At 37.1% G+C, this 11,730-nt stretch carries 17 protein-coding genes; 13 read left to right on the top strand and 4 right to left on the bottom strand.

Translation table 11 applies throughout. The features are described 5' to 3' along the window. The first annotated feature begins 1 nt into the window (after nt 1). From BUE24_RS17080 to thiH, 5 genes are read left to right on the top strand one after another with little or no spacing between them, the layout of a single operon-like run. A complete protein-coding gene (locus BUE24_RS17080) occupies nt 2–604 on the top strand; it encodes a thiamine phosphate synthase (RefSeq protein WP_073318428.1) in 603 nt (200 codons plus the stop codon). Nucleotides 605–607: 3 nt separating this feature from the next. Further along, a complete protein-coding gene (locus tag BUE24_RS17075; protein WP_073318425.1) occupies nt 608–1,378 on the top strand; it encodes a hydroxymethylpyrimidine/phosphomethylpyrimidine kinase in 771 nt (256 codons plus the stop codon). A 16-nt stretch (nt 1,379–1,394) separates the two neighbouring features. Further along, nucleotides 1,395–2,045, top strand: coding sequence for a thiamine phosphate synthase (locus BUE24_RS17070; RefSeq protein WP_073318422.1), 651 nt, complete (start codon nt 1,395–1,397; stop codon nt 2,043–2,045). Beyond that, a complete protein-coding gene (locus tag BUE24_RS17065; RefSeq protein ID WP_073318419.1) occupies nt 2,033–2,803 on the top strand; it encodes a thiazole synthase in 771 nt (256 codons plus the stop codon). Before BUE24_RS17070 ends, BUE24_RS17065 begins: the two co-directional genes overlap by 13 nt. Next, complete coding sequence (thiH, locus tag BUE24_RS17060; RefSeq protein WP_073318417.1) at nt 2,796–3,908, top strand: 2-iminoacetate synthase ThiH; 1,113 nt, start codon at nt 2,796–2,798, stop codon at nt 3,906–3,908. Before BUE24_RS17065 ends, thiH begins: the two co-directional genes overlap by 8 nt. Nucleotides 3,909–3,912: 4 nt before the next feature. Here the strand turns inward: thiH and BUE24_RS17055 are convergent, their stop codons facing one another. After that, nucleotides 3,913–4,347, bottom strand: coding sequence for a hypothetical protein (locus BUE24_RS17055; RefSeq protein WP_073318414.1), 435 nt, complete (start codon nt 4,345–4,347; stop codon nt 3,913–3,915). A 120-nt stretch (nt 4,348–4,467) separates the two neighbouring features. On the opposite strand from BUE24_RS17055, the gene greA reads away from it, so the two are divergent. The 3 genes from greA to BUE24_RS17040 all read left to right on the top strand — a co-directional run bounded on the left by greA (nt 4,468) and on the right by BUE24_RS17040 (nt 5,880). Then, complete coding sequence (greA, locus tag BUE24_RS17050; RefSeq protein WP_073318697.1) at nt 4,468–4,944, top strand: transcription elongation factor GreA; 477 nt, start codon at nt 4,468–4,470, stop codon at nt 4,942–4,944. 125 nt (nt 4,945–5,069) lie between these two features. Next, nucleotides 5,070–5,459 (top strand): HIT family protein, encoded by a 390-nt coding sequence (locus BUE24_RS17045; protein WP_073318411.1) that lies wholly within the window; start codon nt 5,070–5,072, stop codon nt 5,457–5,459. A 4-nt stretch (nt 5,460–5,463) separates the two neighbouring features. Then, the gene (locus BUE24_RS17040; protein ID WP_244548169.1) at nt 5,464–5,880 is read left to right on the top strand and encodes an acyl-CoA thioesterase; all 417 of its coding nucleotides are present in this window, start codon (nt 5,464–5,466) and stop codon (nt 5,878–5,880) included. On the opposite strand, the gene BUE24_RS17035 is transcribed toward BUE24_RS17040, so the two are convergent. Further along, nucleotides 5,881–6,243, bottom strand: a complete 363-nt coding sequence (locus BUE24_RS17035) for a hypothetical protein (protein WP_073318408.1) — start codon at nt 6,241–6,243, stop codon at nt 5,881–5,883. A 45-nt stretch (nt 6,244–6,288) separates the two neighbouring features. Next, nucleotides 6,289–7,476, bottom strand: coding sequence for a sensor histidine kinase (locus tag BUE24_RS17030; RefSeq protein ID WP_073318405.1), 1,188 nt, complete (start codon nt 7,474–7,476; stop codon nt 6,289–6,291). 136 nt (nt 7,477–7,612) lie between these two features. Here BUE24_RS17030 and BUE24_RS17025 point away from each other — a divergent pair, with 136 nt between their 5' ends. The 4 genes from BUE24_RS17025 to upp all read left to right on the top strand — a co-directional run bounded on the left by BUE24_RS17025 (nt 7,613) and on the right by upp (nt 10,434). Then, complete coding sequence (locus BUE24_RS17025) at nt 7,613–8,485, top strand: flavin reductase family protein (RefSeq protein WP_073318402.1); 873 nt, start codon at nt 7,613–7,615, stop codon at nt 8,483–8,485. Nucleotides 8,486–8,497: 12 nt separating this feature from the next. Next, nucleotides 8,498–8,875 (top strand): DUF3127 domain-containing protein, encoded by a 378-nt coding sequence (locus tag BUE24_RS17020; RefSeq protein ID WP_073318399.1) that lies wholly within the window; start codon nt 8,498–8,500, stop codon nt 8,873–8,875. Between the two features lie 238 nt (nt 8,876–9,113). After that, on the top strand, nt 9,114–9,752 hold the full coding sequence (gene aat, locus BUE24_RS17015) for a leucyl/phenylalanyl-tRNA--protein transferase (RefSeq protein WP_073318397.1): 639 nt from the start codon (nt 9,114–9,116) through the stop codon (nt 9,750–9,752). 19 nt (nt 9,753–9,771) lie between these two features. After that, nucleotides 9,772–10,434, top strand: a complete 663-nt coding sequence (gene upp / locus BUE24_RS17010) for a uracil phosphoribosyltransferase (RefSeq protein WP_073318394.1) — start codon at nt 9,772–9,774, stop codon at nt 10,432–10,434. Here the strand turns inward: upp and BUE24_RS17005 are convergent. Continuing rightward, complete coding sequence (locus BUE24_RS17005) at nt 10,431–10,994, bottom strand: DNA-3-methyladenine glycosylase I (protein ID WP_073318391.1); 564 nt, start codon at nt 10,992–10,994, stop codon at nt 10,431–10,433. The genes upp and BUE24_RS17005 overlap by 4 nt on opposite strands. A 110-nt stretch (nt 10,995–11,104) precedes the next feature. On the opposite strand from BUE24_RS17005, the gene BUE24_RS17000 reads away from it, so the two are divergent. After that, a complete protein-coding gene (locus BUE24_RS17000; protein WP_084549597.1) occupies nt 11,105–11,725 on the top strand; it encodes a thioredoxin family protein in 621 nt (206 codons plus the stop codon). The last annotated feature ends 5 nt before the right edge of the window (nt 11,726–11,730 follow it).

Genomic DNA, 11,730 nt, shown 5'->3' with positions numbered 1-11,730 from the left:
CATGCTAATTGTACTTACTTCCGAGAGAACTATCGAAGATGAAGCGGCCAAAATCAACGCGTTGTTTGATGCGGGTTTAGAGCGATTACATCTTAGAAAACCTAGCTTCAGTATTGATGGTTATCGAGCGCTTTTAGATCAGATAGATCCAAAATTCTATAACCGAATTATGTTGCATGAACACCATGAATTAACTCAAGAATATACTCTTAGAGGTATTCATCTGCAGGAACAAGCAAGACTAAACCTGGAAGATGCACTACGAGCTACTTTGAAGGTTTATGAAAATAAAGGATTAAAAGTGTCAAGTTCTTTTCATAGCATCGAGGATATTGTTGATAGCTCAGGAAATTTTGAGTATGTGCTTTTAAGTCCGGTTTTTAGCTCGATATCCAAGGCAGGTTATGAAGGGAAAGGTTTTGATGTAAATCATCTCGATGAGTTTGTTGTGGGTATGGGCGGAATTAATGAAGATACACTTCAGGCAACATTTGATTTAGGTTTTAAAGGCGTTGGAGTGTTAGGCGGTGTATGGAATACAGATGATCTTTTGTCTAGCTTTGGTGCTATTCATAACAAGTGTAAAGAAGTAATAGCATCGTAATCGATGAAGACACGACCAAATGTATTGACTGTGGCAGGGTTTGACCCATCCAATGGAGCAGGTCTAACCGCTGATATCAAAACTTTTGAAGCATTAAAGGTGTATGGTTTGTCGGTCTGTACGGCCAACACTATTCAAAACGATGTGAACTTTGTCTCGTCGCTTTGGGTAGATTTAGAGGTGATTAAACATCAAATAGACATTTTGTTTGATCGTTTCACTATCAAATATGCCAAAATAGGGATTGTTCCCGATTGGAGTAGGCTATTAGAAATTATAGAGGTATTACAAGGTAAAAACTCGGATATAAAGATTGTGTTAGATCCTGTATTAAAATCCAGTTCAGGTTTTGATTTTTATGATACGGATACATCAATTTTGGAGAGTACAGAACAGCTTTTCAATACTATTTTGAGTAAAATATACCTGTTAACACCTAATTATAAGGAGATTGAAGGATTGTTTCCTGATAAAACAATTGAAGAAACAATACAACATATAAGCGGTAAAACCAATGTCTTATTGAAAGGAGGTCACAGAAAAGATGCATTGGGAGTCGATGAGTTATTTACCGTAGAAGGAAAACACTTCGTGTTGAAACCGAAAGCAGATAGTGTTTCAGAAAAACATGGAAGTGGTTGTGTTTTTTCTTCTGCAGTAGTAGCCTATTTGGCACAGGGATTTCCTTTGCAGAAAGCCTGTTTCAGAGCCAAACGATATATAGAACGAGTGCTAAGCTCTAATACAAGTCTTTTAGGATATCATAGTATATAGAAATTAGAATGCACCTATGAAGGAAATAAGTTTACAATATATTTCTCAAGGAGATACGCCAGAAAAGCACCTTGAAAATATCACTAAGGTATGCCAGGCTGGAGGTAGATGGATACAACTACGGTTGAAAAATACCGATATGGGCGCCTCTTTGGCTACCGCTATCAAATGTCGAGAAATCTGTGATCAATACGAGGCCATTATGATTGTAAATGATCAGGTTAGTATTGCCCAGGCAGCAAAGGCCGATGGCGTGCATTTGGGATTGGAAGATATGAATCCAACAGAAGCAAGAGCCATCCTTGGTGATAATTATATCATCGGAGGTACTGCAAATACCCTCGAAGATTGCATACAACACTCAAAAAATGGAGTAGATTATATTGGCTTGGGGCCATTTCGTTTTACGATAACCAAAGAGAAATTAAGCCCAGTTTTAGGGACAGAAGGATATACCGAGATACTGTCAGAGCTTCAACAACGACATATTGAAACTCCGGTAGTCGCTATTGGGGGGATTCTGGAAAAAGATATTCCTAATCTTTTGGAAACAGGAATTACGGGTATAGCGGTTTCAGGAATGTTGACCAACCAGGAAGGCGATGATATCAAAGAAAAAATTGAAAATATTAAAAACACGTTTAGATTAAAGCAATGGATACATTAAGAATAGCAGACAAAGAATTTTCTTCGCGCTTATTTACAGGAACCGGAAAATTTAGTTCTTCGGTGTTGATGAGGGATGCATTACTAGCTTCAGAAAGTGAGTTGGTAACCGTAGCCTTAAAACGTGTCGATGTGCAAAATGAAAATGATGATATTTTAAATCATTTAAGTCATGAGCGCATTAATTTATTGCCAAATACCTCTGGTGTTCGTAATGCAAAAGAAGCTGTTTTTGCGGCTCAATTGGCAAGAGAGGCTTTGGAAACCAACTGGATAAAACTCGAAATTCACCCGGATCCAAAATATTTATTGCCGGATCCTATAGAAACATTAATTGCAGCAGAAGAATTGGTGAAACTAGGATTTGTGGTGATGCCTTATATCCATGCAGACCCCGTTTTGTGTAAAAGACTAGAAGAAGTAGGCACACAGTGTGTAATGCCTCTGGGAGCCCCAATTGGGAGTAATAAAGGTCTCAAAACCTTAGATTTTTTGGAGATTATTATCGATCAAAGTAATGTTCCTGTAATTGTTGACGCGGGTATTGGTAGTCCATCTCATGCAGCTCAAGCGATAGAACTTGGAGCAGATGCCGTTTTGGTAAATACAGCAATAGCAGTTTCGCAAGATCCGGTTGCCATGGCAAATGCCTTTAGAATGGCGGTAGAAGCGGGAAGAATAGCATATAATGCAAAGTTAGCCCCTATAAAAAAACACGCAGAGGCAAGTAGCCCGTTAACAAGTTTTCTAAATGAATAATAGCTTCAAAGACATATTTGATCAGTATGACTGGGATAGGGTTTTGAATGATATTCTGACCAAAACCGAGGCAGATGTGCTACGGGCAATTCGCGCTACCAGAAGAACCGCTGAAGATTTTAAAGCGTTAATTTCTCCGGCGGCAAAACCCTATCTGGAGCAAATGGCTCAGATGAGTAGTCAAATCACCAAAAAACGCTTTGGAAATACAATGCAGATGTATGCACCCATGTATTTGAGTAATGAGTGCCAAAATATTTGTACTTACTGCGGATTTAGTATGACCAACAAAATCCCAAGAAGAACATTAACCGACGAGGAAATTCTTAGGGAAGCGGATTATTTGAAAAGTAAAGGGTACGACCATATTCTATTGGTAACGGGTGAAGCTAACAAAACGGTGGGTGTGGATTACATTAATCATTCCATCCAGTTGATTCGTTCAAAATTTTCAAATATTAGTATCGAAGTGCAGCCCTTGGATCAAAATGATTACGAAACTTTGATCGAGAGCGGTTTGTATGCGGTATTGGTATATCAGGAAACCTATCATAAAGAAGAATACAAAAAACATCATCCCAAAGGTCGAAAATCAAATTTTGAATACCGTTTAGAGACACCGGATCGACTAGGTCGTGCTGGCATACATAAAATTGGCCTGGGAGCCCTTTTCGGATTGGAAGACTGGAGAGCTGATAGTTTTTTTACAGCTTTACATCTTAAATACCTTCAGAAAACGTATTGGAAAACAAAATATTCCATTTCCTTTCCAAGATTACGTCCCCATAGTGGTGGATTAGAGCCTAAAGTCGAAATGACTGATGAAGATTTGGTGCAGCTGATTTGTGCGTACCGCATGCTTGATGAGGATGTAGAATTATCGATGTCTACCCGTGAAAGTGAAATTTTCAGAGAACATATCGTTAATTTGGGAATTACCTCAATAAGCGCAGAATCCAAAACCAATCCAGGAGGATATGTCGTAGCGCCACAATCTTTGGAGCAATTCGAAATATCAGACGAACGGGCTACCGAAGATGTCGTAACAATGCTTCAAAATCGAGGATTAGAAGCGGTTTGGAAAGACTGGGATCAAAGCTGGTAATCTCCTAATTAGAAACGGTAAGCGTATTGCCATTTTTTTCTATTCTATACGGAAGAAGAGGTTGGCCGCCCTCACCCTGTACTTGTTGCCCAAAAGAAGTAATTTCATATACATTATCATTACCACAATTAGAAACTGCTCTAGTAGCCTGAACATCCAAAGCAGAACAATCCATAAGAGGGATATTGGGATCACTTAGTTCGTAAGCAAAAAACTGCTGATCATTTTGATTGTATAAAATTAATCCTCGAATACCTCTTCCTTCGGTTCGATCAACTACAATTCCGCCAGGAAATCTTAGATTCACGAATTGAGGTAAATTAAGATTGATTTGAGCTGTAAATCCAACATTCGGTAGATTAGGATTGTTTCTATTGTCATCATCACTACTGCATGATGCGATTAAAAGTATACCTAACAAAAACACTATCTTTTTCATAACACTATTATTCTGTTGCCAAATTACGTAAATTTGTGGTCTTCCGTAAAATTTTTGTTATCTTTGGATAACGAATCCCATAGCTATGGGATTTTTTGTATTTATATAAACGATGAAGTTATGAGCAAAGTATCTTATTACAGTGCAGAAGGGCTAAAAAAATTACGAGACGAATTAAATAATCTTAAAGATATAGAACGCCCAAAAGCTTCGCAAGCTATTGCTGAAGCACGTGATAAAGGGGATCTTAGTGAAAATGCCGAGTATGATGCTGCCAAAGAAGCGCAAGGTCTGCTAGAGATGAGAATCGCTAAATTAGAGGAAACCCTGGCTGGTGCCCGTCTTATAGATGAGTCGCAATTAGACACTTCTAAAGTGTTGATTCATTCTACGGTAAAAATTAAAAACCAGATTAATGGAGCTGAAATGACGTATAAACTTGTAGCTCAAAGTGAAGCGGATCTTAAAACAGGCAAAATCTCTGTAGATTCTCCTATTGGCAAAGGCCTTTTAGGAAAGAGTGTAGGAGAAGTTGCCGAGATTCAGGTTCCTAATGGGACAATGAAGTTTGATGTCGTTGAGATTACCAGAGAATGAGAATTAAATTTAACAACTAACCCAGAAAGCCTTTTTTATCTTTTTAAAAAAGGCTTTTTTATGGTTTCGACTTACAAATAAATAACCTATATTTCGAATATCATAAACCGACTAAAATTTAATTAATGCCTACCCTATTCACTAAAATTATTAATGGTGAAATTCCGTCGTACAAGGTTGCCGAGGACGAGAATTTCTATGCTTTTTTGGACATAAGTCCAAATGCAAAGGGGCATACCTTGTGTATCCCGAAAAAAGAAGAAGACAAAATATTCGATCTTGGGGAAGATGAATATCTGGAGTTGATGCGTTTTTCACGCAAAGTTGCCAAAGCTCTGGAAAAAACAGTTTCTTGCAAGAGAGTTGGAATCGCTGTTGTAGGATTAGAAGTGCCACATGTGCATGTGCATCTTATTCCTATTAATGAAATGAAAGAAATGACATTTCAGCACAAAATTTCTATGACAACCCAAGAGTTTGAAACCTTGGCTGCAGAGATCCAATCGAATTTATAGCGCAATGATGCAAGATTCAGAATTTAAATTATCCCTCACCCTTCGTATTGATTGGAGTGAGATGGATACATATCAGCATGTAAATAATGTAAATTTTATGAAATACATGCAAAGTGCCAGAGTGCAGTTTTGGGAAGTAAGTGGGTTAGCTCAAATGTACGCCGAAACCAAAAAAGGACCTATGTTGGTTTCTACCAAGTGTGATTTCAAACATCCTTTGTTTTTTCCTGGAAATGTCATCATCAAAACGAAAGTTGAATTTATTAAGAATTCCAGCTTTGGATTACATCACAAGTTGTATAATGATGATGGTACGCTTTGTGCCGAGGGGCATGATGTAGCCGTATGTTTTGATTTTAATATTGACAAAACATTTGCAATCACTGATGAGTTGCGATTGGTAATGTCAAAATATGAATAATTAAGCTAGACCCAAAAGATCTGGGTGATATAGATATAAATATCCTCCCAAAGCGATTACAAGTACTAAAAACGAGAGTAAGTAAAAAAGACCAGTAAATTGAATAGAAGCAGGTTGCGTATTGATGGTCTTTTTATGATATTCATAAACACGCTCTATATCTTTGGTCCATTGACCAGGAAAAATATGGCTTCCGCACTTGTTACAATGAATATTCTCTATGGTGTCCTTTTTGGTTTTTATGAAAAGGCTGGATATTTTTTTCTCTTGTTTAAAAGAAAGGACCATTCCGTCGGTGGCATAACATTCAGGGCAATTGTTGGTAAGTCGAGCTTCTTTTAGAATAATATATTCTGTTTTCACCTTGTTTGGGTTTTGGAACTATATAACGTTTTAGAATTTATATTGTTATACGTTAGCACCAATTTTACGAAGGGTAATTTGAAAAGTAGTTCCTTTTCCCATATCGGATCTCAATACTTTGATCCGGCCAGAATGATATTCTTCTATAATTCGTTTGGCCAGGGATAATCCTAACCCCCATCCTCTGGCTTTTGAAGTATAACCAGGTTCGAATATTTTGGTGAATTTTCCTTTTGGGATACCTTTTCCAGAATCTTTTATTCTTATAAAAACACGTTTAGCATCATCAGTAAGGTGTATGTTCAAATCTCCCTTCCCCTTCATAGCATCAATAGCATTTTTTACCAGGTTTTCTATGGTCCATCCATATAGTTGAGAATTCAAATATACAGGAATGGGTTTATCCGGCAGGTCTATAGAGAAGTTGATTAATTTTGAACTTCGCGATTGCAAATAGGTATAGGCATCTTGAGTTTCTTTTACAATATCGGTTTCCGCAAAATCAGGGATAGATCCAATTTTGGAGAAACGCTCGGTAATCACTTTCAGGCGTGAAATGTCTTTTTCAATTTCGGTGATATACTCAGGGTTTACGTGTTCACTTTTTAGAATTTCATTCCACCCCACCAACGAAGATAATGGGGTCCCGATTTGGTGAGCTGTTTCTTTTGCCATACCAGCCCAGAGCTTATTTTGCTCGCTAACTTTAGAGGTGGTAAAAAAGAAATAAATCACTCCAATTAATAAAAATAAAATGAGCGCGATGGCTATAGGGTAGTATTTCAACTTATTCAAAACGTCTGAGTGACCGTAATGAATGTATTGTACCGTATCTCGTAAATCGAGTTCTATAGGTTCATTTTCGGATTTAATCTTTTGTAAAAAAGATTGTAGTTTTCGTTCACTCTCGATAGTGCTTTGGGAAACATTTTGAATATATCGAGGATCTGGTTTCCCTAAAGAGTCTCTGATAAAATTTCCTTTAGAATCTGTGATGATAATGGGCATGGATTGATTGGTTCCTCCTATCAAAAGGACCAAATCCAAATAATCATCAGATTGATCACTATTAAATGCCTTTCGGGATTGTGTCCAGATTTCTATTTTGGTTCGTTCATCATCTTTAAAACGTTGCAAGAAAAGCGAGGTGTTCCATAAAACCAGCGCAGTAATCACCAAAACAGCAATGATAATGAAATAGCTCGAAAAATTACGTTCGTCAGAGAAATTCATAGAGAGTTGTTAACCAAAACTTAAATATAAACGTTTTTTAACGATTTTATTGTCTATTTTTCCCAAGATACAAAAGCCATAGTTTACCGGTTAAGGACCAAACTTTGGTTATCTTTGTTGCAGATAAAACGAAATAATGATTACGATAGATCCTTCTCAGGTTGCAACAGGAAAGTTACATGGGTTTTTACTAGGTGCAGTAGGCCCAAGACCAATAGCATTTGCCAGTACAGTAGATAATGATGGAAACCCAAACTTATCTCCTTTTAGCTTTTTTAATGTGTTTAGTGCTAATCCTCCGATTCTTATTTTTTCTCCTGCCAGGAGAGTGAGAAACAATACCACCAAACACACTTTGGAGAATGCCGAGTTTACCAAAGAAGTAGTGATCAATATTGTAAACTATGATATTGTACAACAAATGTCGTTATCCAGCACCGAATATCCCGAAGGAGTAAATGAATTTGTAAAATCGGGCCTTACAATGGTAGCTTCAGAAAAGGTAAAACCATTTCGTGTGGGAGAGTCTCCTGTTCAGTTTGAGTGCAAGGTGAATGAGATCATCCCGATGGGAAAAGAAGGTGGAGCCGGGAATTTGGTGATTTGTGAAGTAGTATTAATGCATATCAATGAAGATATCCTGGATCAAGATGGTAGAATCGATCAGGAAAAGATTGATCAGGTAGCCCGTATGGGTGGTAATTGGTACACTAGAGCTAAAGAAGGAATGTTCGAAGTGCCAAAACCATTAAGTACTATGGGGATTGGCGTTGATGCCTTGCCCGAAGCGATTAGAAATAGTACCATTTTTACAGGTAACGATTTAGGAAAGCTGGCTAATGTAGAGCAAATCCCTAATAAAACTGAGGCCGTTGCAATTGTTAATAAGATAGGGGACATTATGGATAAAATTCAGCAGGCTAACCAAATAGAAATTCATAAATTTGCTAAGCAATATCTGGATAAGGATGATACGGATACGGCATGGAATATTTTAGCAGCAAAATAATACTTAAGAAAGATGGAAGTACAAGGTAAAGTAAAGATGATCGGTGAAACTCAAACCTTTGGTAGCAATGGTTTTAGAAAGAGAGAGATTGTAGTGACAACAGAAGAACAATACCCACAACACATTATGGTGGAGTTTGTTCAGGATAAATGTGACCTTTTGAATAGTTTTCAAGTGGGGCAAGATGTAAAAATAAGCATTAACCTGAGAGGAAGAGAGTGGGTAAATCCTCAGGGAGAAACCAAATACTTCAATTCTATTCAGGGATGGAGAATCGAAAGTTTACAACCGGCTGCTCCAGCAAATGCGATGCCGCCAACACCACCTGCTGATGCTTTTGAACCAGTAAGTGATTTGAATGAAGAAGATCATGATGATCTACCATTCTAAGAAATAAAGAACTCTATAAATAGCACACTTGTTGTGTTATTAAGTATAAAAGTAAAAAGTCCGATACAGCTGTATCGGACTTTTCATATTGTGGTTTAGGTTAACCTTTTAATAAAACTCAAAAAAGCAATGATGAACAAAATTTATCTTAAAAGGTCTTAACAAATATTGCGATTTTTTTGGTCAATTCAAACAACTGATTGATATTTAACGTTGTAGAAACCTTTATAATTTTGTTTTGTTTATTCTCAGTGATTCTATAGACTTTCCTCCAGTAGGTTATGCCAATGCTGACGGCCTGTTGGCGTTGGGAGGAGACTTATCTGTAGATCGATTGATCAAGGCATATCATAGTGGGATATTTCCTTGGTATAATGAAGGAGAGCCTATTTTGTGGTTTTGTCCAGATCCTAGAATGGTCTTATTTCCCGATGAGCTCAGAATAAGTAAAAGCATGCGTCAGTTATTAAGAAGAAATGCTTTTACCGTTACTTTCAATACCAATTTTGATGGAGTCATCGAGAATTGCGCAACGGTTAATCGCCCTGATCAATATGGTACATGGATTACCAATGATATGCAAAAAGCCTATAAAAAATTACATAAAATTGGATACGCTATTTCTGTTGAGGTATGGAAAGACAACGATTTGGTGGGGGGATTATATGGGGTCTTGCTGAAAGAAAAAAAAGTGTTTTGCGGCGAGAGCATGTTTGCCAAAGTAAGTAATGCTTCCAAATACGGTTTTATTCATTTGGTAGATTGGTTACAACAAAAAGAAGTGAAGCTTATCGATTGCCAGGTATATACAGATCATTTAGCTAGCCTTGGAGCTAGAGAAATTGAAAGGAAAGATTTTTTACATTATCTGAAATAAACTCACATACATAGCTTTTATGAAAATTCATAATTTAGGAAAAGAACAGACCGTTTTAAATCAGTTTGTATTAGAACTTCGGGATAATACGATCCAGAAAGATACCATGCGTTTTAGAAGGAATATTGAACGAATAGGAGAAATCTTAGGGTATGAAATGAGTAAAACGCTAGATTTTGAAGCCAAAAAGGTGCAAACTCCATTAGGGACTAAGGAAGTTTCTGTGCCAGTCAATGATTTGGTGTTATGTGCTATTTTAAGAGCGGGCTTACCTTTGCATCAAGGGCTGCTTAACTATTTTGACAAGGCAGAGAATGCTTTTATATCAGCCTATCGTAATCATGATCCTAATCAAAAGGATGAAAATGCTTTTGAGATCGTGGTGAACTATTTGGCATCCCCCACTTTAGATAATAAAACCCTGGTACTGATTGATCCTATGTTGGCTACGGGAAAGACTTTAGAAACTACTTTTGAAGCGTTAAAAGGACATGGCGTTCCAAAAGCGATTCATATCATTTCTGTAATCGGTTCAGAACAGGGGATATCTAATATCGATGAGGTATTTGATGATAACACCCATCTTTGGATCGCCGCTATAGATCAGGAGATGAATGCCAAAAGTTATATCGTTCCAGGATTGGGTGATGCAGGAGATTTATCGTATGGTGGTAAACTTTAAACCTCGTTATATCGAAAACAATCTACCGTATGGTCATTAACCATCCCCGTTGCCTGCATAAAGGCATACATTACCGTAGAACCTACAAACTTAAAACCTCTCTTTTTAAGGTCTTTACTCATCCGGTCGGATATTGGGGTAGTAGCCGGGATTTCTTCTTGAGATTTCCATGCATTTTTAATTGTTTTTCCATCTACAAATCCCCAGATATAGCGGTCAAAACTTCCAAAATCCTCCTGGATTTTTATAAAGTTCTGTGCATTAGTAATCGCAGAGTTGACTTTTAATTTGTTTCTGATGATTCCTGAGTTTTGTAACAGTTCCTCCTTTTTTTGATCGGTATATTGCGCTATTTTGTGATAGTCGAAATTATCGAATGCCAATCTAAAATTTTCTCGCTTTCTTAAAATCGTGATCCAGCTTAATCCTGCTTGAAATGTTTCTAATACCAAAAACTCAAAAAGTAATCGATCATCGTGCAATGGCACGCCCCACTCGTTATCGTGATAAGATTCATAAAGTGGATCTCCAATACACCATTTACACCTGTGTTTTGTCATAGTTCTCGTTTTGAAAGTTAAATATATTACTTTCGTATTCAATTTTGAGGTTTGTAAGTTTTAAAGATTTGTATCGTCTTATCTCTTAACCAAATTTAGGAGAAGATAACATGGAAACAACGACAATGACAGTAAATGAATTAATCGAAAAAGGAATTGAAAATTCATATTCCTATCAAGAATACAGAACATTAGTAAGTGATTTATTGGCCGAAGGTAAATCTACGGGTAATGAGCAGTCTGAAGCATTAACAAATTATAGTATGCTTAATGACCGGCGAATGAAAAGATTGGATAAAACCTTAAAACTGGATGAAGCCGTTACAGAAGCTTTTTCTGATGCCAAAGTAGACCATATTACCTGGGTAGTATTGACCGAAGGTTGGTGTGGAGATGCTGCGCATTCTATACCAGTCATCAACAAATTGGCTGAGCTTAATAATGGGATTGATTTAAAAATCGTTTCGCGAGATAATAATGACGAGTTGATGAATAACTTTTTAACCAACGGTGGTAAGTCAATTCCAAAATTAATTGCTTACGATACTCAAAATAAAGAAGTTATCGATACTTGGGGGCCAAGACCTTCTATAGCAACCCAAATGGTGAATGATTACAAAGAGAAGCACGGAGGGTTAGATCCAGAATTCAAACAAGATCTTCAAGTGTGGTACAACAAAAACAAAGGAGTGAACATTGCACAGGATTTGTTGCAATTATTGCCTAAGTAAATCGT

Origin of the sequence: Aquimarina spongiae (assembly GCF_900141785.1) — a bacterium.
Taxonomy (GTDB): domain Bacteria; phylum Bacteroidota; class Bacteroidia; order Flavobacteriales; family Flavobacteriaceae; genus Aquimarina; species Aquimarina spongiae.
This window is presented reverse-complemented; position numbering and strand designations above follow the sequence as displayed.